The following is a 21,400-nucleotide window of genomic DNA, read 5'->3' on the forward strand; positions in this document are numbered from 1 at the left end:
GTGCCTCGCGGCAGAGGAGAACGCACTGTGGGCGGCGGGACAAGGTCCCGTCGCCCACAGTGCGTTCGGCAGTGCTTCAGTCCAGCGGGAGCACCGGCAGACGGACCTCCGGATCGTCCAGGCAGACGCCCGTCCGCAGGTCGAAGACCTGCTTGTGCATCGGGGAGGCGACGACGGGGACCCCGTCGCGGGAGCCCATGATCCCGTTGGCGATGACGTCCGCACCCGAGAAGGGGTCCCGGTTGCCGACCGCGTACACCTCTCCGGTCCGGTCCTTGAAGAGGGCCGCCTGCGTACCGTCGGCCAGTACGGCGGCGCGTCCGCGCCCCGGCTCGAGGGCCTGCGGGGCGGCGCCGAAATCGACCGTCCCGAAGCGCTCCAGCGCCGCCGGGTCCTCCAGGACCGCCTGCCACTCGTCCTCGTACGCCGCCACGTGCCGCTCCATCTGCGCCTCCAGCTCCGCGCAGATGCCGAGCGAGTCCTCGATCAGGACCTCCCGCAGGTGGTCCAGGCCGCCCTCAAGACGCTCGATCCAGGCCGCCGTGCGCTCCAGGCGCTCGCCCGTGCGGATGTAGTACATGAGGAACCGGTCGACGAGGACGAAGAGCCCGGCCGCCGACAGGTCCGAGGCCAGCAGGTCGGCGTGGCGCGGTACCGCACCGCCGTTGCCGCTGACGTACAGGTTCCAGCCGTTGGCGGTGGCGATGACGCCGATGTCCTTGCCCCGCGCCTCCGCGCACTCGCGCAGGCAGCCCGAGACCCCGCCCTTGAACTTGTGCGGGGTGCGCAGCCCCCGGTAGCGCAGCTCCAGGTCGATCGCGAGCTGGATGGAATCCCCCTGCCCGAACCGGCAGAAGCGGGCGCCGACGCACGACTTCACCGCGCGCAGCGACTTCCCGTACGCCTGCCCGGACTCGAAGCCCGCCCCGCCCAGCCGGCGCCAGATGTCCGGCAGCTGCTCCTTGCGGACCCCGAAGAGCCCGATCCGCTGCGCTCCGGTGATCTTCGTGTAGAGCCCGTAGTCGCGGGCCACCTCGCCCAGTGCGATGACCTGTTCGGCGCTGATCTCGCCGCCCGCGACGCGCGGGACGACCGAGTAGGTGCCGTCCTTCTGGAGGTTGGCGAGGAAGAGGTCGTTGGAGTCCTGGAGGGCCGCCTGCTCGCCCGCCAGGATGTGCCCGATGCCCAGGTCCGGGGCGAGGGTGCCCAGGACGTTGGCCACCACCGGCTTGCAGACGGCGCAGCCCTCGCCGCCCTGCCCGTACGTCTCCAGCAGTTCGCTGAAGCCGCGGATGTGCTCGGTGCGCACCTTCTCGTAGATCTCGGCGCGGGTGAGGGCGAAGTGCTCGCACAGGCCGCGCGGCTTCTCGATGCCCGCCGCCGCCAGTTCGGCGTCCAGCACCGCCTGGAGCGTGCCGACGCAGCCGCCGCAGCCCGTGCCCGCCTTGGTGCACTTCTTGATCCCGCCGATGTCGGTGAGCGCCTCGGCGACCACGGCGTCGCGGACCTGCGCCTTGGTGACGTTGTGGCAGGAGCAGACCACCGCGTCATCGGGCAGCGCGTCCGCGCCCGGCAGCGCCACGCCCTCCGACGAGGGCAGGATGAAGGCCTCCGGCGGGGCCGGCAGCACCCGGCCCGCGTGCGGCTTCAGCGAGCCGTACGCCTCCGCGTCGCCGACCAGGATGCCGCCGAGCAGCGCGCCGTCCGGGCCCAGCAGCAGCTTCTTGTACACGCCCTCGCGCGCGTCGGAGAACACCACGGAGACGGCCCCGTCCCGGCCCTCCGGGGCGAACGGGTCGCCGAAGGAGGCCACGTCGGCGCCCATCAGCTTGAGCTTGGTGGAGGTGTCGGCTCCGGTGAAGGTGAGCGTCCCGGCGCCCGCGAGGGCCTCCGCGACCGTCTCGGCCATCTGGTAGCCGGGCGCGACCAGGCCGTACACCTTGCCGTCCACCGTCTGCGCGCACTCGCCGACCGCGTAGACGTACGGGTCGCTCGTACGGCAGTGCGCGTCCACGACCACGCCGCCGCGGTCGCCGACCGCCAGCCCGCACTCGCGCGCCAGGCGGTCGCGGGGGCGCACGCCCGCCGAGAAGACCACCACGTCCGCGCTGATGTCCTGCCCGCTGGTCAGCCGCAGGCTGACCGCCCGGCCGTCCCCGTCGGTGCCGACTCCGGCCGCGCCGACGCCCGTGTGCACGGCGACGCCCATCGACTCGATCGTGGCCCGCAGGGCGGCCGCGCCGCCGTCGTCCACCTGGAGCGGCATCAGCCGCGGGGCGAACTCCACGACGTGCGTGGCCAGTCCGAGGGTGCGCAGCGCGCCGGCCGCCTCCAGGCCGAGCAGCCCGCCGCCGATGACGACTCCGGTGCGCGCCTCGGCGGCGTACGCGGTGAGCGCCTCGACGTCGTCGAGCGTCCGGTAGGTGAAGCAGCCCTCGGCGTCCGCGCCCTCGATCGGCGGGACGAACGGGTACGAGCCGGTCGCCAGCACCAGCGCGTCGTAGCCGACGACCGCCCCGGACCGGCTGGTGACCGTACGGGCGGCGGTGTCGACCTGCTCGGCCGGATCGCCCAGGCGCAGGTCGATGCCGTACCGCTCCAGGAAGCCGGGGGCGGCGAGCGAGAGCTCCTCGCCGGTGGCGCCGGTGAAGGCGGCGGACAGGTGCACGCGGTCGTAGGCGGGGCGCTCCTCCTCGGCGAGGACGGTGACCTGCCACCCGGAGTCGCCGGGGCGGGCCGGGTCCGCGAGCGCGTCGCGCTCGGCGAGCGCCTCCAGCAGGCGGTGTCCCACCATGCCGTGCCCGATGACAACCAGCGTCTGCGCCATGGGTCTCACTCACTCCGTGTGCGTGCGTATCTTCCCGACTGCTCCCGACCCTTCGACCGTAGGCCGCGTCCCCTGCGCCGCCGCACCGAAAAGGACCCCTTGCCCCGGGCCCACGGCCCCCTCCCTCCGCAGGACCTGCGGCCCCCGACCGGGGCCCTTCGACGCCCTGCCGGGGGCCCCTCGCGCGCCTAGCGTGAAGGGCATGCTCGTACTCGCCGTGCACGGCAGCGCGGCCCCGGCCGCCGCCTCGGCCGTCGGCCGGCTCACCGCCGCCATCGACTCGCTGAGCGGGGTCCGCGCGGTCGTGGGCCACCTGGACGTCCAGTCGCCGTCCCTGGCCGAGGCCGTACGGGAGCACCCGCGCGCGGTGGTCGTCCCGCTGCTGCTCGGTGACGGCTACCACCGCCGCGTGGACATCCCGGCCGTCCTCGAAGGCACCGGCTGCCTGCTCACCGACGGCCTGGCCGGCGAGCCCGCCGTCGCGCTCGCCCTGCACAGCCGCCTGCGCGACGCCGAGCTCCGCCACGGCCGCCACGCGCGGGCCGACGCGGTGATCGTGGCGGGCGCGGGCTCCTCCCGGCCCGGCGGCAATGCCGGTACGGCGGACTGCGCGGCCCGGCTCGCCGCGCTGCTGGCGGAGGACCGCGGCCCCGATCCGGTCCCGGTGGTCCCCGCCTACCTGACCTCGGCCGGTCCCTCGGTGCCCGAGGCGCTGGCCGGTCTGCGCGCCGCCGGGCACCGGCGGATCGCCGTGGCCGCGCACCTGCTGGCGCCGGGCCGGTTCACGCACGCCCTGGCCGGGTGCGGCGCCTGGACGGTGTCGCAGCCGCTGGCCGACCATCCGCGGCTGGCCCGCCTGGTGGTGGAGCGGTTCGCGACCGCCCGGGGAACCCGGATGGCGAGGGCCGCGCGTCTGGCCTACTGAATCCGCATATATCTGGTCTTCTTGACGGTATGACATATATTCCGATGACCGCTCGCAGCCGCGAGGAGCACCATCGCGCGGCGACACCGCTGGAGCTGTTCTTCGACCTCTGCTTCGTCGTCGCGATCGCCCAGGCCGGTGCCCGGCTGGTGCACGCACTGGCCGAGGGCCATCCCGGCACGGGGGTGGTCGGCTACTTCTTCGTCTTCTTCGGCGTGTGGTGGGCGTGGATGAACTTCACGTGGTTCGCCTCCGCCTACGACGTCGACGACGTGCCGTACCGGATCGCGACGCTGGTGCAGATCGCGGGCGTGCTCGTCTACGCGGCGGGCGTCAGCCGGGCCTTCGACCAGAACGACTGGACGGTGGCCGTCATCGGCTACCTGATCATGCGGGTGGCGCTCACCGCGCAGTGGCTGCGGGCCGCCGCCGGGGAGAGCGGTGCCGCCCGCGCGGCGGCGCTGAAGTACGCGGCGGGGCTGGTGATCTGTCAGGCCGCCTGGGTGGCGCTGCTGTTCGCGCCGGACGACTGGAAGCGGTGGCTGTTCCTGGTCGTGGCCGCCATGGAACTGATGGTCCCGGTGATCGCCGAACACGGCCACCAGACGCCGTGGCACGCGCACCACATCGTGGAGCGGTACGGCCTGTTCACCATCATCGTGCTGGGCGAGACGATCGCCGCGAGCACGGTGGCGGTGAAGTCGGCCCTCGACGAGAACGAGGCGCTGGACCTGCTGCTGCCGATCGCGGGCGGCGGGCTCCTGATCGTCTTCGCGGCGTGGTGGATCTACTTCGCGGTGCCGATGCACGAGCACCTGACCTCCAACCGCGAGGCCATCCCGTGGGGTTACGGCCACCTGCTGATCTTCGCCTCCGGCGCGGCGATCGGGGCGGGCATCGAGGTGGCGGTGGAGCACGCGGTCCACAAGGCGCACATCTCCCAGACCGCCGCGAACGCGGCCTTGACCGTCCCGACCGCCTTGTTCCTGCTGATGGTGTGGCTCCTGCACTCCCGCCACTTCAAGCGCGGCCTCGCCCAGCAGCTGGTGCTTCCGGTGTCGGCGCTCGCCGTGCTGGCCTGCACCTGGACGGGCCCGTACGCGGTGCTCTGGGCGGGGCTGGTCGCGACCGCCACCGTGGCGGTCGGCATGACCCTGTCGACCCGAACGCCCCGTTGACCTGCGGTGCCACTGCCGGGCTCCGCCCGGGCCGTCACTCCCGCACCCCCGCCGCCGTTTCCAGGCCATGACACTCCCCGCGCAACGCCCCGGCCAGGACCCCGGCAGGGATCTGGCCGAGCCCGGCTTCTGGCAGCAGCCCCCCGCCCACCGGCTCGCCGCCTTCGCCCGTCTGCGGGCCCTGGAATCGCCCGTCTTCGTCCCGGAGGGGACCGGGCACTGGGCCCTCGTCCGCCATGCCCACGTGCAGGAGGCCAGCCGCCTCCCCAAGGTCTTCGCCAGCGCGCCCGGCGTGACCACCCCCGAGCCCGCGCGGTGGGTCCGCGCCCTGTTCGGGGACTCCATGGTCAATCTGGACGGCCCCGACCACGCCCAGCTCCGCAAGATCGTGCAACGGGCCTTCACGCCCCGTCTGCTGGCCGCCGCCGAGGCGGACATCCACGCGGTGGCGACCCGCATCGTGGACGACGTACTGGCCGAGGAGCCCGAGGAGTTCGTCTCGGCGGTGGCCTCCCGCCTGCCCTTGGAGGTCATCTGCAACATGATGGGCATCCCGGAGCACTACCGCGCCGAGATCGCCGACCGCGTCAACCACGCCTCCGAGAACATCGGCGTGGAGCGGGGGCTGGCGGCCCGGCTGCGGATGCCCGGGCGCGGCCTGCGCGCGCTGGCCCGGATGCAGAGGATGGTGGCCGGCATCGGGCGGGAGCGGCGCAAGAACCCCACCGACGACCTGATCTCGGCGCTGGTGTGCGCGAACGTCGACGGCCAGGCGCTCGGCGCCCGCCAGCTCGGCGCCTTCTTCTCGCTCCTGATGGTCGCCGGGGTGGAGACCACCCGCAACGCGATCACGCACGGGCTGACCCTGCTGACCGACAACCCGGGCCAGCGCGACCTGCTGCTCTCGGACTTCGAGAAGTACGCGGACGGCGCGGTGGACGAGATGGTCCGCCACTCGACGCCGATCATCCAGTTCCGCCGGACCGTGGCCGCCGAGCACACCATGGGCGGCCACGACTTCCGCCCGGGCGACAAGGTGGTCCTTTACTACGCCTCCGCCAACCGCGACGAGTCGGTCTTCCCGGACCCCGACGCCTTCGACATCACCCGCTCGCCCAATCCGCACCTGGGGTTCGGCGGCGGCGGGCCGCACTTCTGCCTGGGCGCGCACCTGGCCCGGGTGGAGATGAGGGAGCTCTTCCGCGAACTGCTCACCCGGCCGGTCGGACTACGGGCGGTGGGCCTGCCGGACCTGGCCGGGTCGAACTTCGACAACCGGGTCCGCTCGCTCAAGTTCGCCTTCGAACGCCCCTGAGCCCGGGGCCCGGGAACGGGACCGGGACCGGGACCGGCCACCGGGCAGGCTGGGAGCCCGGCGGCCGGAGCACTTGGCGGGCGGCGCGGCCCGGTGCGCTGCGGTGCGGTGCGCGGCTACTTCTGCAGGCGCCGCACGGTCAGGACGCAGTGCGCGCTGCCGGTGAGCACGGCCTCGTCGCCCGCGAACGCCTGGAGGGTCTCCGCGTCGACCGGCCGGCCGGGGACCGCCTCGGGCCAGGCGCGGGTGGCGAACAGGAAGTACGCCTGCCCGCTCTCGTTCGCCGCGGCGACCCACTCGTCGGGGGCGGTGCACTGCGCGTTCATCCCCGGCAGGGTGAGCGCGATCTGGTTGCCCTCCAGCAGGATCTGCACGGGGAAGGCGGCCGGGTTGCGGGTGCCGTCCATGACGACGTCTCCGATGGGCAGGCCGATCTCCTCCAGCAGCCCGCGGGCCGCCGCCTCGCCGGCCTCCCGTCCGCCCGGGCCGTCCCCGAGGGTGTAGGCGAGGAGGTACGGGATGTCGTGCGCCTCGGAGGGGTCGCCGATCCAGGCGAGCACCGAAAGGGTGCCGAGCTGGGACCGGTCGATTTCGGCTTGAGTAGAAGTCATGCGCCGCACCCTAGTGGTCTGCCGCCCGACCCTTTCACGGCCTTTCACCCGGGCGGGCTAGACCGCCCAGAATCCCCCTCCGGAATTCGCCTGGATGTTCGTGTCCTGGTACTGGAGCCGCTCAATGCGTGCGTTTTCCGGGATTTCGAACACGACCCATCCCTCGGCCCGCTCACCGACCGCGAGGGAATCGAAGACGAGGGGTTTGCCGGTGGTCAGTTCACCGGTGGGCACCACCGGGTGGCGCTGTCCCGCGCTGTCGTGCGCCCACATGCGTCCGAGCGCCCCGTACGAGGCCCCGCCCACGTTGACGAACGACATCGAGGCGGCCACCCAGCGCTTGCCGGCGGGCGGGGCGAAGTTCTTCTCCACGCTGACCGCCGGATCCACGTACGCGCTGAGCATTGCTTCCAGGTGCCGTCCGACCTGCTGCCCGTGCACCCGTACGGCCTCACCCACACGGGCATCCTTCACCCCGGTCCGCGCGCCCGACCCCTCGGCGCCCGACCCCTCGGCGCCCGACCCCTCGGCGCCCGGCGCTCCGTCGTCCACCACGACGGCGGGCACCGCGGCGGGGGCCAGGGCGGCCCTCTCGGGTGCGCCCTGGCAGGCCGTGGCGCCGAACACCAGCAGCGGGAGGAGGGCGGCGGCCCACCGCGGGAGGCGGGAGGGCGGGCGGAACCGGACGGGGGCGAGGACGGGGGCGGGAGCGGCGGACTGCGGCATGCGGGATCCCTTCGGGGACGTATTTCGGTCAGTCTCACGCGCCCGAGCAGGGAATTGCACACACCGACACGAGTACGCCCGGCAGGCGTGTACGACGAGTTGCCCCCGACTGCCAGCACAATTCGTTCCGGCGGAATCCCGCCACCCGCGCACACCGGAGGAATCATGGGTATTCACGGAACCCGCATGGCCCTTGCGGCACTGTCCGCACTGGCCGCCACAGCCGTATTCACCGCCCCCGCCGAAGCCACTTCTTTCGACCAGGGAATTTCCGTACAGCCGTACGGTCATATCTCCGAGGACGGCACGGTCACCCTTTCCGGCACGTACCACTGCACGAGCCCGTCACCCGTGGGGGCGAAGCTCCAGATCGCGGCCTCCGTCATCCAGCACGGCACCCGGCTCGCCTTCGGCGGCGGCGAGGCGACCTGCGACGGACAGGAGCACGCGTGGCAGGCCACCGGCTCGCTCAGGTACACCCCGGGCATCAAGGCGGGCCCGGCGCGCGCCGAGGCGCGGCTCAACGAGATCCACTTCTCGGGCCTGATGCCCCGCTCCGTCGACACGGTCGCGGAGGACGGCAAGACCATCGACCTGGTGCTGGTCGACGGCCACTGAGACGGCCGCTCGGCCCGAGGCGCCCGGCCGGTAGCCGCCGCTACCGGCACTCGGGCGCGACGTCCGTCATCGACATGAACGCCACCGACTGGCACCCGCGGTCCGCGTGCGGCCGCCCCGTCGTCCAGTCCACGACCGTCGACAGCCCCGCCATGACTCCACCCAGCAGGAGCACGGCCAGGATGCCCGTCGCGGCGCCCCTGCTCAGCCTGCGCACAGCACGATCCGTTCCATACCGCGCATCATCGCCCCGCCCCGGGCGCCCCACAACTCGGGGTGACCGTCCGGTCACCCTGCGCTCCGGGGGCTGCCCGCGGCGTCGAACTCGCACCACACGGCCTTGCCGTCACCGCGGGACTCCACTCCCCAGTGCGTGGCCAGCGCGTCCACGAGCAGCAGCCCCCGGCCCGTGGTGGCCGCCTCGCCCGGAGTGCGCCGGCGCGGCCACACGCTGGAGCGGTCCTTGACCCACAGCCGGATCCGCCGGACCGGCTCGGGCAGCACCTCCATCGTCAGCACCGCTCCGCCGTCGGTGTGCAGCAGGGCGTTGACCAGCAGTTCCCCCGCGGCCAGTTCCACGTCGTCGGCGAGGTCGGGCATGCCCCAGTCGCGCAGCGCCTGGCGCAGCGCGTAGCGGGCCTCCGAGAGCCCCTCCGGGTCGGCCTGGTGGATGTACTGGTGGATGCGCGGGGCCCGGTGGGTGCCCGGGTCGGGTTCCCGGCGCAGCACCAGCAGGGCCACGTCGTCCCCGGAGCCCCAGCGCTCCCAGAGCCGGTCCGAGAGGTGGTCGGCGAGGGCCCCGGCCTCCTGCGGGCCGCTGCGGACCGCGTGGGCGAGGGCCTCCATCCCCTGGGTGATGGCGGTGCCCGGCTCCTCCACCAGGCCGTCCGTGCACAGCACGAGCGTCTCCCCGGGGACCAGGTCGAGGCGGGTCTCGGGGAACTCCTCCTGCTCGAAGAGGGTGGCCAGCCCGAGCGGCAGGCCGCCGCGCACGTTGGGCCAGCCCGTCCGGCCGTCCGTGTGCCGGATCAGCGGGCCGAGGTGCCCCGCGCGCACGGCCCGTACGCCGCCCGTCTCCAGGTCCACCTGGGCGTACATGCAGGTCGCGAAGCGGGCGGTGTCCAGTTCGGCGAGGAAGCGCGAGGCCCGGGCCAGCACCGTCGACGGCGGATGCCCCTCGCCCGCGTACGCCCGCAGCGCGATCCGCAGCTGGCCCATGATGGCCGCCGCGTGCGTGTCGTGGCCCTGTACGTCGCCCACCACGATGCCTACCCGGTCGCGGGGCAGCGCGATCACGTCGTACCAGTCCCCGCCGACCTCCCGCCCGCTCCAGGCCGCGTGGTAGCGGACCGCGATCTCCCCTCCGGTGATCTCCGGGATCCGCCGCGGCAGCATGGCGGCCTGCAGTCCCGTGGCGAACTCCCGCTCCTGGTCGAAGAGGAGCGCGCGCTGGAGGGACTGGGCCACGATGCCCGCCAGTCCCAGGCAGAGGTTGCGCTCCTCCGGGCTGAACTCGGTGCGCCGCCGGTAGAAGAGGACGAGCCCGCCGATGGCCTGGGCCTGCGCGATCAGCGGCAGATAGGCGGCCGCGTCGAACCGGATCCGGCTCAGGTAGTCGCTGAGCAGCGGGAATTCCTCACCGAGCGCGCTGAGCGAGGTGGCGAAACGTGCCTGCCTGCTGAGCACCGCCTGTGACAGCGGCAGCGAACCGTCCAGCCGGGTGAACCGCCGCTCGCTGAGGATCTCCAGCGACTCCCCGCTCAGCGCGATGATCTTCATCGTGCCGCCCTCGACCAGCCCCAGGGCCAGCCCGTCCGCTCCGAGCCGCTCCAGGGCGCCCGCCCCGGTCAGCGCGGCCGTGACGTCGTCGACCGTCACCGCCCGCGACAGGGCCTCCGTGGTCCGCTGGACGATCGTGGTCTGCTGGGCCCGGGCCGTCTCCAGCCGGCGCAGCGTCGTGGCCTGGGCCAGCTCCGTCGTCGCGTCCCGGACGATCCCCACGATCCGCCGCGGCTGCCCGTCCGCGTCCCGCAGCACCCGGCCCTGGGTGTGCGTCCACTGGTCGCGGCCGTCGCGCCGCTGCACCGTGAAGTAGGCCCCGTACGCGTCCCCGCCGCTCTCCAGGACGCCCGCCACGGTCTCGGCCAGCCGGGCGCCGTCCTCCGGCGGGATGCGCAGCCCGAGCCCCTCCGGGGTGCCGTCGAACCGCTCGGGCTCCAGGTCGAAGACGTCCATCCCGGCCTCGTCCAGGGCCAGCGATCCGGCGTCCAGGTCCCACTCGAAACTTCCCATGCCGTTCAGCGCCAGCCGTTCCCCCGGACCGGTCCGGGGAGACCGCCGGACCTGCTCGGGACGGTCGCGCTCCGCCGCTGCCACGAGACACACACCACCTAACGGCCGGGCCAGCACGGCTGGGAGATCAGCCGCTCCCACTCCTCGTCAGGATGCCCCGGAAGGGTGCGCCCGGCCTCCCGCCAGCGCGTGACGAGGGAGAGGTAGATCGGGGGCTGGACGGGGTGGGAGGCCGTCGCGTACGGGCCACGGTCGTACCCGGTGGCCCGGGCCGTGGCGGGCTGTTCGCCGCGGCTGCCGGGAATCCGTACCCAGCCACGGCCCTGTGCTCGCTCCGCGCTCATGGCGGACCCCTCTCACCGCGGGTCTCACTGCGGATCTCACCGCAGATACGTCTTGGGATGCCCGGCGGCGGCCCGGGGACACCGGGCCTCACCGGCGGAGCCCGGCAGCGGGCCCCGTGCACCGAGCCGTTTGCGGACTCCTCGCACCAGTCTCCCCGCCGTGAAGCCCGCACCGTGCACGAATCGCATGGAAGGGCCGAATGAGGGAGCCGTCAGCAGCCCCGCGAAGAACAGTCCGGGCCACGAGGACTCGAAGCCCGGGCTCAGCTCCGGCGTCCCGCCGTCCCCCACGGTCTCCAGCGCGGCCCGCAGCCCCGCGTCGAGCAGCTCCAGCCGGGCCAGGTCCGGGGTGAACCCGGTGGCCGCGATGACGTGCGCGGTGTCCAGCACCACGGACTCGCCGGACCTGGTGGTCAGCCCGAGCCGGGTCCGCTCGCCCACCGCGACCGCCCGGTGCAGCCGGTGACCGAGCAGCGCGGGCACCCGCCGCTCGAAGCGGTCCCGCAGCCACCAGGCGCCGGCCGGGCCGAGCGCGGTCGCCGCGATCCGCTCACGGGTGGCGGCGGGCAGCCGCCGCACCGCCCAGGGCAGCTCGGACCAGGCCCAGCTGCGCCAGCCGGTGCCGAGCCCGCTGTGCGGATCGCGCAGGGCGCGCAGCGCGGGGCGGTTCAGCGGCTGCGGCACCGCGTTCCAGTTCAGCCGGGCGCGGCGGGCGACCAGGCAGGGCCGGGCACCCTGCTCGGCCAGCAGGGCGGCGGTCTCCAGGGCCGCCTGCCCGGCCCCGAGCACGGCGACCTCGAGACCGGCGAAACGGGTCAGGTCCCGGTGTCCGCTGCTGTGCGAGTAGTGGCCGGGCGGCAGGTCCCGCAGCGTCTGCGGATGGTGGGCGAAGGGCATCACGCCGACCGCGAGGGCGACCGTCCGGGTGAGCAGCGGCGGCCCCTCGGCGGTGTGGACGCGGAAGCCGTCCCCCTGCGGGGTCACTTCCGTGACGGTCACCTCCTCCACCTCCGGCGCGGCACGGCGGGCGAACCACATCCCGTATTCGCTGAACGTGCCGATCGGCAGCGGAGTGCCGTGTTCCGCGGCCAGGCCGCGGGTGGCGCAGTACTCGGCCAGGGTGTGCCGCCCGTCGGGCGCGGACAGGTTGGAGGACCACGGCTCCGACTTCAGGTACATGCCGTCGGGCATGTGGTCGCGCCAGGAGGCCATCGGCCGGCCCAGGAGCCGTACGTCGAGCCCCGCACCCGCCGCGTGCGCGGCGATCGACAGCCCGTACGGGCCCGCGCCGACCACCACGAGATCGTCCATCCGGGTCACGGCCGTCCTTCCACTGTCGTGCTCAACGGGTCACCAGCTCGTCCGGGGACGCCGGGGCCTCCGGCGGCGCGGACCGGGAGAGCGGGGCCGGCCCGGGCTGGTCCCGCCCCCGCTGGCGGGGCGCCCGGACCGCCGCGAGGGCGGTGCGCCGGCCCTGGGCGGGCACACCCCGCAGGACGCGCGCGCCCTTGCCGACCCCGCGCCCGAGGAAGGCGCAGAGCATGGCCAGGAACGGCATCAGGTCGTCGCCGGCGAACCAGGCGGCCTCCACCCGCCCCCGCTCCCGGCCCGCCGCCGGGCGCCCGGGCCGGTCGGGCTGCCCGGGCCGGTCCGGCCGTCCCGCCGGAGCCCGGTTCGGGCCGGTCCGCCGGGCCGCGGCGGCCTGCGGCGGGCCCGGCGCCGGATCCGCCGCGGCCCGCGCCGGGCCCGCCGCGCCGCGGCGCGGCAGGGACCGGCCGCGCACCGCCGCCAGCAGCGCGTAGTTCTCGGCGACGAAGACGCGGCCCGGCCCGCCCGCGGGCTCCGGGACCCGCTGACCCGTCAGGTCCAGGTACATCGCCTGTACGACGTCCAGCCCGGCCGTGTCCGTGAACAGCCGGAACTGCGCGCCCGGGCGCGGGTTGAAGTCCACCAGCCGGAAGGTGCCCCGCTCGTCGCGGCGGAAGTCCAGGTCCAGGATCCCCTGGTATCCGAGGCGTTCGGCGAGCCGCAGCCCCGCCTCCTCCACCGCGGGATCCGGGAGCCAGCGGCCCACCGCCGTGAGCCCCGTCCGCACCGGCCACGACAGCTCCTTGCGGCCCGACCCCGCCAGCAGCGGACGCCCGCCCCGGGCGAAGGCCCCGTGGAAGAACCAGTCGGTGTCCGGCCCGGCCGGAAGGAACCGCTGGAGCAGCAGCCGGCTCCCGGCCTCGGCGGAGCGCTCGTACAGCCGCCGGGCCTCGGCGACGCTGTGCACCAGCGTGGTGCTGCGCAGGCCGTCGGCCCCGGCCGGCAGCAGCCAGGGCCGGCTCCACTTGGCGACCACCGGCAGACCGAGCCGCCAGGCGGCCTCCGCCGCCTCGCCGCCGCTCGCCGGGACGACCGTCTCCGGGTGCGGCACGTCCCAGCGCGCGCAGAGCCGCGCCAGTTCGGCCTTGTCGGCCACCCGGGCGGGCAGGTTGTCGGGCTGATGGGGAATCCGGAAACGGTCCGTCAGCATCGGCCCGATCCGGGACACCGTGATCGCGCTCAGATCGTCCATGGCGATCAGCACCGCCGGCCGGCCGATCCGCTCCGACACCCCGGTCAGGCACTCGAGCAAGGTCTCGGGCACCTCCGGATCCAGCCCGCCGACCGGCCCCGGATGCACGGCGCGCACATAGCGCGAACGCCCCATGGGACCTCCCCCGGCCTCGACGACGGCATGGACCTCCACGCCCCTGCGGCCAAGGGATCTGACGGCGCCGAGGGTTCCGTGGTGGAACGGATTGCGGTCGAGTCTGAGCAGAACGACGGGCACATGGTTGAGATACGCGTGCATGGCAGCGGTGTCTTTCACCTAGTCGGACCAAGCGGGGAGGGTGCGCACCTGCGAATGGCCTACGGCAGCGGCACCGAACAGGCCATTCGTCAGATGTGATGCCTAACGTCTTTGGTAAGCACACCGATTCAGGAAAGCTCGGGAGACGCCATGCCCAGACCACGCCGCCGACTGGCGAGCACCTGCATCGGTACGGTCACGGCCGGACTGCTCGCCACCGGGGCCGCGCTCGCGGAACCCGATGAGGACCGGTACCCGGGTTCGGACATCGCCATGGGCGCCTATCTCGACTACGGGCCGCCCGGCGTGGCGCGGATCCCGAACCTGTCGAACTGGCTGGGCGGCAAGGAGATCCGGGTCGGGCACACCTACCTGCCCGGCGACCGGTGGGCGGGCATCGAGGGCAACGTCGGCTTCCTGGAGGACTGGGCGCGGTGGCGCCGCGCCCAGGACGACCGGCTGTTCGTCCTCAACGTCCCCATGCAGGAACGCAACGAGGGCCGGGTGCCCGACCACCAGGTCGCCCGGCTGATCAGGGCGGGCGCGCAGGGCGAGTTCGACCGGCACTTCCAGCGGCTCGCCGAGCGGCTGGTGGCGCTGGGCGTGCCGGACACGGTGATCGTGCTCGGCTGGGAGATGAACGGCATCACCTACACCCACCGGTGCGCCCCGGACCCGGAGAACTGGAAGGTGTACTGGAAGCGCATCGTCACCGCGATGCGGGCCGTGCCCGGACAGGAGTTCCGGTTCGACTTCGCGCCGAACCGGGGCAAGGACGCGATCGGCTGGACCGAGTGCTACCCCGGCGACGACGTCGTCGACATCATCGGGATGGACTCGTACGACCAGGGTCCCGGCCGGAACTTCGACGAGCAGATCTCCCAGCCGTACGGACTCCAGCAGCACGTCGACTTCGCGGAAGCGCACGGCAAGGCGATCTCGTACCCGGAGTGGGGGCTGTTCCGGCGCGGGGACAACCCGGAGTACGTGCGGCGCATGCTGAAGTGGATCGAGCTGCACAAACCGCTCTACCACACCATCACCGACTACTGCCCGCACGGCGTGTGGCAGTGCAAGCAGAACCCGGAGTCCACGAAGGTCTTCCGCGAGGCACTGAGCGCGGAGGTTCCCGGCCCGGTCGTCCCGACCCCGGTGGTGCCCACGCCGGTGGTCCCGACCCCGGTGGTCCCGACGCCCGTCGTGCCCACCCCGGCCGTGCCCACCCCGGCCGTGCCCACGCCGGCCGTGCCCACGCCGGCCGTACCCACACCCAACGTGCCCACGCCGGCCGTCCCGACCCCGCAGGTCCCGACGCCGGCCGTGCCGACTCCCGAGATCCCCACGCCCGAGGTCCCCACGCCGTCCGAAGCCCCGAGCCCGCAGGTCCCGGCACCCTCCCAGGCGCCGTCGCCCGAGGTGCCCCGGCCCACGCCCGTGACCCCGGCCCCGGTGACCCCGAGTCCGCTGGTGCCCACGCCCGAGGTCCCGGCCCCGGCGACCCCGAGCCCCGCCGTCCCGAGCCCCGCCGTCCCGAGCCCCGAGGCGCCCGAGCCGACGCCCGTGCCCTCGCCGGAGCCCGTCCCCTCCCGGCCCCAGCCGCAGCCCCAGCCGCTGCCGGAGCCGGCGAAGCCGCCGCTCAACCCCAAGGAGTGGTGCGTCCCGCTCAGCTTCGGCGAGTGGCTCTCCAAGCTGGTCGGCAAGCAGTCGGTCTGCGTCAAGGTCGACCTGAGCAAGGACTCCGGCTTCTGGCCCTTCTAGACGGGTCATCGCACCCGCAGTTCGTTGAGCCGCGCCCGCCAGTCCCTGGCGGCCGGCAGCGCCTCCCGCAGCGCGTCCACCGCCCGCTCGCGCCCCGTCACCTGCGACTCGTGCAGCCGCAGCAGGGGCGCGAGCGCGCTGGTCGCCAGCAGGAACCGCTGGTTGACCACGGTCTCGGGCCGCCAGTGGTTCTTGTACGGCTCGTTGCCGCGCAGGAAGCTCACCACCGGACGGCCCTCGGCGAGCGCCCGCCCGGCCTCGTGGCGCAGCAGCAGCGTCGCCACGTCCACCTTGCGCGCCCGCAGGTCCGGATCGGCGCCGTACAGGTAGCCGCCGCTGAGCCCGGCCGACAGCAGCGTGACGTTGGCCGCCACCACCTTGCCGTCCAGCCGGAACTCCGTCAGCCGCCCCTCCCCCGCCCGCACCATCCGCCGTGTGGCCCGGGTCAGGTGCTCGGCGAAGCGGGGCCTGAGGTGCTCGGGGGTCACCCCGCGGCCGCGCCACTGCTTCTCGTGGAGCCGCAGCAGGGTCCGTACGGCACGCGGGACCTCGTGCTCGCCGACCTCGTGCTCCTCGATCCCGGCCGCGTCGGTCTTGCGGAGCTTGGCCCTGACCCGCTGGGCGCCGGAGGCCGGCATCCGCTTGACCAGCTCGTCGAAGGGCAGCGCGGGCAGCTCCATGCAGGTGGAGTCCGCGAGCCGGGCCGCGACCCCGGGCCAGTACGTGTAGAGCGCCTCGGCCGCGGCCCCGGGACGGACCTCGCGCAGGTCGACGACCGCACCCCGGGCGGCCCGGTGCAGCCCGTGGGCGAGCGCCGGGACCACCTGGTCGGTGTGCTCGGCGGAGACGAGCACGTCGAAGTAGTCGGTGATGGGGCCGCCGAGCGGCACGAGCAGCGGCAGCGGCCGGTGTACGAGCATCAGCGCGGCCGCGCCGACCAGTTCCTCGCCGCGCCGCACGAGCACGATCCGGAGCCGGCCGTCCTTCCCGTAGGACAGCCACCACGAGTGCAGCCAGGCGTGGCTCTGGAAGGGGGTCGCGGTGGGACAGGCGCGGACGAGCCGGTTCCACGGCTCCTCCAGCGCGGCGAACTGCCGGGAGTCGCGGCACAGCGTCACCGACAGGGCCGCGGCGGGGCCCGCACTCATCGCACGGACTCCTTCTCCTTGGTCTCGGCGTGCTCACCCTGCGCGGGAAGCGAGGGGTACTCCTCGGCGAGCGGCTGCTCCTGCGCCGCCCGCGCCCTCGGCTCCGCCTGCTCCCGCACCTGCTCCTGGTCCCTGCGCCGGGCCGGCCGGGCCAGCAGCCACAGCCCGCCGAGCAGCCCGCCGGCGCACATTCCCACGGCGCCGCTGATGGCGGCGGACGGGGAGGCGGGGTCGGTGGGGGCCACGGCCTGGTTGAACAGCAGCAGCTGCACGCCGGTGTTCTTCGCGGCCTGATTGCTGCTCAGGGACAGGGCGTCGGCGACGGCGTTGGCGATGTCGGCGGCCTCGCCGGGGCTCTTGGAGGTACCGGTGATCGCGATCATCGGGGACTCGGGCGAGGTCTCGGCCCGCACCTGGGTCCGCAGCTGGCGGGCGGCGATGCCCGCGCGGGGCTGTGCGTAGGCGAGCGTGGAGCTGCTGGTGGCGATGCGGGCGTAGGCCTGGGCGAAGCCGAGGGCGGTGGCCGGCTCGGTGGTGTCGTCGGGCACGGCGACGACGTAGCTGGTGGCGGCGTACTCGGGCGCCTTGAGCACCCCGTACGCCCCGCCCGCGGCCAGCCCCAGCAGGGCGCACGCGGGCAGCGGCCACCACGCCGGAGGCGGTACCAGCCGCCGCCCGAGCCGCTTCCTCCCGGACCGGTGGTCGGACTTCTTCGCCGGCTTGTTCTCGGAATTCTTGTCGGACTTCTTCTGCTCGGCGCTTTCGGCCATGGCTCTTCTCGTTTCGTGAAGGGTGAAGGGGTTCATTCCGGCCGCGACGGCGCCGCGCCCGCGAGGGAGGCGGCCGGGCCCGGCGCGGCCGACAGCGCGAGGTCGTACACGTCGAGCAGCTGCCGCGCGCTGCGGGTGATGTCGTAGCGGCGGACCACGGGCGGCGGCGGCAGCCGGCGGGCCCCCGCCTCCATGTGGCCGCGCAGGGCCGCGACCAGCTCCTCCGTGCCCGTGCCGATGCGCCGGGCGCCGGGGGCCTGCGCGGCGGGCAGGTCGTCGATGGCCGGGCAGGTGACGTGCAGCACCGGCAGCCCGGCGGCCAGCGCCTCGACCACGGCCAGCCCGAAGGCCTCCTCCCGCGACGGCGAGACGAAGACGTCCATGGCGGCCAGCAGCGCCGGGATCCCCGGGGTGCGGCCGTCCGCGCTGTCGCCGAGCGGGTCCCGCTCGCCCAGCAGGTGGATCCGGCTCTGCGCGCCCAGCTCCGCGGCGAGCAGTCGCAGCGCCGCGCGCTCGGGCCCGTCCCCGGCGAGCAGCAGGTGCGCCCCCGGCAGCGCGGCCACGGCCCGCACCAGGACGTCGAACCGCTTGCCGGGCACCAGCCGGCCGACCCCGCCGACCACGAAGGCCCGCTCCGGCAGCCCGGTCCGGGCCCGGGTGGAGCGCCGGACGCCGTCCTCGAAGCGGAAGCGGACGGACTCGATCCCGTTCGGTACGACGTGCACCCGCGCGGCCGGTACTCCCCACCCCTCCAGCCGGGCGGCCACGGTGTCCGACACGGCGACCGTCGCGGCTCCCAGCCGTTCGCTGGCCAGGTAGAGGGCGCGCACCCCGCCCGACAGCGGCCGGCCCTCGATCTCGGCTTCGCCGAGGGAGTGTTCGGTGGCCACGGTCGCCTTGGTGCCGGCGAGCCGGGCCGCGAGGCGCCCGTACACGCAGGCCCTGTACAGGTGGGTGTGCACGAGGTCGTAGCGGCCGCGCCGGATGAACTTCACCAGTCGCGGCAGCGCCCCCAGGTCCCGGTTGCCCCGCATCCCCAGGTGCACGACCCGCACCCCGTCGGAGCGCAGCCCCTCGGCGACCGCCCCGGGGTTGGTCAGCGTCAGGACGTCGCAGCGCATCGGCATGTGCCGCAGCAGCAGGCGCAGCTGCTGCTCGGCGCCGCCGACCCCGAGCCCGGTGATGATGTGCAGGGCCTTCACGGCAGGACCACCCGCCGCAGCTCGCGGGCCTGGTGGCGGACCTGCTTGACGCGCAGCCGCGCGCCCCCGTCGGCCTGGCTGATGTGCGTACGGGGCAGGGCGTGCGGGCCCGCGAGCCGGCCGGGGTCGATGGCGCAGGCGTACCCGTATCCGGCGGCCCGGGTGGCGGCGACGACCCGCGCGTCGAGGTGCCCGTACGGGTAGCAGAACCCCTCGGGCAGGTTTCCCGTCAGCTCGCGCAGCAGGTCGCGGCTGCCCTGGAGTTCCTGCCGGAGCACGTCGTCGGTGGCCGCGGTGAGGTCCTGGTGGAGCAGCCCGTGCGAGCCGATCTCCTGTCCGGCCGCGGCGACTTCGCGGATGCCCTCGGCGGTGAGCAGGGACTTGCGCGGCCCGAGCGGGTCCCACACGTTGTCCACGCCGAGCCGCCCGGGCAGGACGAAGAGGGTGGCGGTGCAGTCGTGGCGGCGCAGCAGCGGGAGCACGTGCGTCAGGAAGTCGGTGTAGCCGTCGTCGAAGGTCAGCCCGACCAGTCCGGCCGCGCGGCCGGCGTCCCGGGCCCTGAGCAGTTCGCCGACCGACACCCCGCGCAGCCCGCGGGAGCGCAGCCACAGCAGTTGGACCTCCAGGGCGCCGGGGGTGACGGTGATCCCGTACGGGTCCTCGGCGGGGTCGGTGAACTCGGCGACCGAGTGGTACATCAGGACCCACGGCGATGCGGTCCGTCGGGCGGGGCCCACCACGGCGGCGGGCGCCGTATCGGTGTCAGCGGACATTGCGGAACCTCTGCGTGAACTGGGAGGTGAACCGGTCGATCTGACCGGGCAGGGCGGTGACTTCGAGGGCGCGTATGGCGGTGCCGGTGGCTCCGAACATCGCCGGGACCAGCAGGCAGCCGAGGGCGGCGCTGAGCAGCGGGTCGGGGATCATGGGCCCGGCGATCCAGCCGGTGGCGCAGGCGGCCGCCGCGGACACCGCGAGCCGCCCGATGCTGACGGCGACCCGGCCGCCCTGGATGGGGACGATCCGGGAGCCGAGGCCGGTGAGCAGCAGGACGGCGGTGGTGGTGATGCCGGCCGCGTTGGCGGCGGCGATGCCGTAGATGCCCCACCAGCCGACGGCGAAGGCTCCGGCCACGATGTTGACGATCAGTCCGGCGCCCATCGCGAGCGCCGGGAACCAGGTGGGCCGGGCGGTCGAGAAGAAGGGCCGGGACAGTGCTCCGACGAGGCAGTGGCCGAGCAGTCCGAGTCCGTAGACCCGCATGACGGAGGCGGTGGCGAGGGTGTCCTGGTGGGTGAAGGCGCCCCGTTCGAAGAGGACCTGGATGATCTGTGGCGCGTAGCCGATGACGAGCGCGGTGCCCATCAGCACGGCGAGGCAGGCCAGTGCCAGATCCTGTTCGACGCGCCGCCGGGCCTTCTCCCGCTCCCCGCCGGCCATCGCCTGGGCGACGACGGGGAAGGTGACGGTGCAGATCATCAGGGAGAGCACCATCGGCATCTGCGCGACCTTCTGCGCGTAGTTGAGGTGCGAGATCGCCCCGGACGGGAGGGACGCGGCGAGGAACCGTTCGACGAGCACCTGCGACTGCCGGAACACGGCGAAGAAGATGACGGGCGCGATGACCCCGAACGCGATGAGGGTGGGGCGGTCGCGGTCGCGCTGGCAGCGGGCGGGACCGGTGACGCGCGCGGCGCGGGGCGGGCCGAAGCCCACGTTCCGGATGAAGGCGGGCAGTTGCACGAGGACCATCAGCAGTCCGCCGGCGGCGACCCCGGCGGCGGCGGCCCGCACCCCCCACAGGGCGTGCAGCGCGAGCATGGTGCCGATGATGCCGACGTTGTACGAGACGTAGATCGCGGCGGGCGGTACGAAGGAGCGGTGGGCCCGCAGCGCCGCGCTGAAGTATCCGGCGATGCCGAAGGAGAGGACGGTCAGCGCCGTCAGCCGGGTGCACTGGACGGCGAGTTCCGGATCGGGCAGGCCGGGGGCGAGGACGGCGACGACGAGCGGCGCGGCCACGATGAGCACGGAGGCCACGGCGGCCAGGAACACGACGAGCCGGGGCAGCGTCGCCCCGACGAGCAGCCGTACGGGGTCCTGTGCGCGGGCCTCCATCCGGGTGAGCCCGGCCCGGCTGGCCGACCGCCGGGCGAGGGCGTGGCTGAAGGCGGGCACCATCAGAAGCGCCATGGCGTCCTCGATGAGCAGCGTCGAGGCCATCTCGGGCACGGTCCAGGCGATCAGGAACGCGTCGCTGTCGTGCCCGGCCCCGAAGAGGTGCGCGATGGTCTGGTCCCGCACCAGCCCGAACACGGCCCCGGCGGCGGTCAGGCCGGCGGTGACGGCCGCCGCCTTGGCCAGGAACCGCCCCAGCGGCGGCCCGCTGCTCCCGGCGGCAGGGGGCGCGGCGGGCGCCGCGGACGGTGCGGACCGGGCCGGGGTCCGGCCCGCACCGGGGCCCGCACCCGAGCCCGCACCGGGGCCGCGCGGGGCCGCGGGCCCGGCGGGGCCCGTACCGGCTCCGCGCGGCGGGCCGCCGTTGGCGTACGCGGCCACCCGCACCCGCCGGGGCCCGGCGGCCCCGGGCACCGCTCCTGCGACGAACCCGGGATCCCTGGCCGCCACCCCGGCCGCCCGCCCGGACAGCACCGGCCCCCGCACCGGCCCGGGCACCGGGTCCGGGGCGGAGGCGGGGTCGGCCGGGTCCGGCGGGGTCAGGGGGCGGCCGGGCAGCACCGGGTCACGGAGCGGCCCGGTGGCACGGTCCTCGGCGGCGCCGGGCTCCGCGGGGGCCGACGGGGTGCCGGGGCCCGGGTCCAGGTCCGGGACATGGGCGGGGCCCGC

General features: G+C 74.4%; 18 protein-coding genes. 5 read left to right on the plus strand and 13 right to left on the minus strand.

Translation table 11 applies throughout. The annotated features are described in order from the left end of the window. Positions 1-76: 76 nt before the first annotated feature. Positions 77-2,827: a nitrite reductase large subunit NirB gene (gene nirB, locus ACTVZO_RS18465; protein ID WP_443299431.1), complete on the minus strand. Its 2,751-nt coding sequence runs from the start codon at positions 2,825-2,827 to the stop codon at positions 77-79. 202 nt (positions 2,828-3,029) lie between these two features. On the opposite strand from nirB, the gene ACTVZO_RS18470 reads away from it, so the two are divergent. From ACTVZO_RS18470 to ACTVZO_RS18480, 3 genes are all read left to right on the plus strand, one after another. Then, positions 3,030-3,752: a sirohydrochlorin chelatase gene (locus ACTVZO_RS18470; RefSeq protein WP_443299432.1), complete on the plus strand. Its 723-nt coding sequence runs from the start codon at positions 3,030-3,032 to the stop codon at positions 3,750-3,752. 44 nt (positions 3,753-3,796) lie between these two features. After that, positions 3,797-4,930 (plus strand): low temperature requirement protein A, encoded by a 1,134-nt coding sequence (locus ACTVZO_RS18475; RefSeq protein WP_443299433.1) that lies wholly within the window; start codon positions 3,797-3,799, stop codon positions 4,928-4,930. Between the two features lie 67 nt (positions 4,931-4,997). Next, the gene (locus tag ACTVZO_RS18480) at positions 4,998-6,245 is read left to right on the plus strand and encodes a cytochrome P450 (protein WP_443299434.1); all 1,248 of its coding nucleotides are present in this window, start codon (positions 4,998-5,000) and stop codon (positions 6,243-6,245) included. Between the two features lie 116 nt (positions 6,246-6,361). On the opposite strand, the gene ACTVZO_RS18485 is transcribed toward ACTVZO_RS18480, so the two are convergent. After that, positions 6,362-6,856 (minus strand): DUF5949 family protein, encoded by a 495-nt coding sequence (locus ACTVZO_RS18485; protein ID WP_443299435.1) that lies wholly within the window; start codon positions 6,854-6,856, stop codon positions 6,362-6,364. 57 nt (positions 6,857-6,913) lie between these two features. Next, positions 6,914-7,582 carry a DUF4352 domain-containing protein gene (locus tag ACTVZO_RS18490; RefSeq protein WP_443299436.1) on the minus strand — a complete coding sequence of 223 codons (669 nt, stop codon included), beginning with the start codon at positions 7,580-7,582 and terminating at the stop codon, positions 6,914-6,916. Between the two features lie 186 nt (positions 7,583-7,768). On the opposite strand from ACTVZO_RS18490, the gene ACTVZO_RS18495 reads away from it, so the two are divergent. Then, entirely contained in the window at positions 7,769-8,200 is a 432-nt protein-coding gene (locus ACTVZO_RS18495) for a DUF6299 family protein (RefSeq protein WP_443299437.1), read from the plus strand. A 40-nt stretch (positions 8,201-8,240) separates the two neighbouring features. Here the strand turns inward: ACTVZO_RS18495 and ACTVZO_RS18500 are convergent, their stop codons facing one another. The 5 genes from ACTVZO_RS18500 to ACTVZO_RS18520 form a co-directional block, all read right to left on the minus strand. Continuing rightward, positions 8,241-8,417 (minus strand): hypothetical protein, encoded by a 177-nt coding sequence (locus ACTVZO_RS18500; RefSeq protein ID WP_443299438.1) that lies wholly within the window; start codon positions 8,415-8,417, stop codon positions 8,241-8,243. Between the two features lie 71 nt (positions 8,418-8,488). Continuing rightward, a complete protein-coding gene (locus ACTVZO_RS18505) occupies positions 8,489-10,576 on the minus strand; it encodes a SpoIIE family protein phosphatase (protein ID WP_443299439.1) in 2,088 nt (695 codons plus the stop codon). A 14-nt stretch (positions 10,577-10,590) separates the two neighbouring features. Further along, positions 10,591-10,836 (minus strand): hypothetical protein, encoded by a 246-nt coding sequence (locus ACTVZO_RS18510; protein ID WP_443299440.1) that lies wholly within the window; start codon positions 10,834-10,836, stop codon positions 10,591-10,593. 36 nt (positions 10,837-10,872) lie between these two features. Beyond that, positions 10,873-12,147, minus strand: a complete 1,275-nt coding sequence (locus ACTVZO_RS18515) for an NAD(P)-binding domain-containing protein (RefSeq protein WP_443303214.1) — start codon at positions 12,145-12,147, stop codon at positions 10,873-10,875. 31 nt (positions 12,148-12,178) lie between these two features. Further along, positions 12,179-13,531, minus strand: a complete 1,353-nt coding sequence (locus ACTVZO_RS18520) for a carboxylate--amine ligase (protein WP_443299441.1) — start codon at positions 13,529-13,531, stop codon at positions 12,179-12,181. A gap of 294 nt (positions 13,532-13,825) precedes the next feature. Here ACTVZO_RS18520 and ACTVZO_RS18525 point away from each other — a divergent pair, with 294 nt between their 5' ends. Continuing rightward, complete coding sequence (locus tag ACTVZO_RS18525; RefSeq protein ID WP_443299442.1) at positions 13,826-15,433, plus strand: glycosyl hydrolase; 1,608 nt, start codon at positions 13,826-13,828, stop codon at positions 15,431-15,433. A gap of 5 nt (positions 15,434-15,438) precedes the next feature. On the opposite strand, the gene ACTVZO_RS18530 is transcribed toward ACTVZO_RS18525, so the two are convergent. Genes ACTVZO_RS18530 through murJ form a run of 5 tightly spaced genes read right to left on the minus strand, consistent with a single transcriptional unit; the run spans position 15,439 to position 21,112 of the window. Continuing rightward, the gene (locus tag ACTVZO_RS18530; protein WP_443299443.1) at positions 15,439-16,581 is read right to left on the minus strand and encodes a GNAT family N-acetyltransferase; all 1,143 of its coding nucleotides are present in this window, start codon (positions 16,579-16,581) and stop codon (positions 15,439-15,441) included. Next, on the minus strand, positions 16,578-17,351 hold the full coding sequence (locus ACTVZO_RS18535; RefSeq protein ID WP_443299444.1) for a lipopolysaccharide biosynthesis protein: 774 nt from the start codon (positions 17,349-17,351) through the stop codon (positions 16,578-16,580). The genes ACTVZO_RS18530 and ACTVZO_RS18535 overlap by 4 nt, the downstream gene beginning before the upstream one ends. A gap of 32 nt (positions 17,352-17,383) precedes the next feature. After that, a complete protein-coding gene (locus ACTVZO_RS18540; RefSeq protein ID WP_443299445.1) occupies positions 17,384-18,553 on the minus strand; it encodes a glycosyltransferase in 1,170 nt (389 codons plus the stop codon). Continuing rightward, positions 18,550-19,326: a polysaccharide deacetylase family protein gene (locus ACTVZO_RS18545; protein ID WP_443299446.1), complete on the minus strand. Its 777-nt coding sequence runs from the start codon at positions 19,324-19,326 to the stop codon at positions 18,550-18,552. The genes ACTVZO_RS18540 and ACTVZO_RS18545 overlap by 4 nt, the downstream gene beginning before the upstream one ends. Next, positions 19,316-21,112 carry a murein biosynthesis integral membrane protein MurJ gene (gene murJ / locus ACTVZO_RS18550; protein ID WP_443303215.1) on the minus strand — a complete coding sequence of 599 codons (1,797 nt, stop codon included), beginning with the start codon at positions 21,110-21,112 and terminating at the stop codon, positions 19,316-19,318. The genes ACTVZO_RS18545 and murJ overlap by 11 nt, the downstream gene beginning before the upstream one ends. Between the last annotated feature and the right edge of the window lie 288 nt (positions 21,113-21,400).

The sequence above is a fragment of the Streptomyces sp. IBSNAI002 genome (assembly GCF_052244475.1).
Taxonomy (GTDB): domain Bacteria; phylum Actinomycetota; class Actinomycetes; order Streptomycetales; family Streptomycetaceae; genus Streptomyces.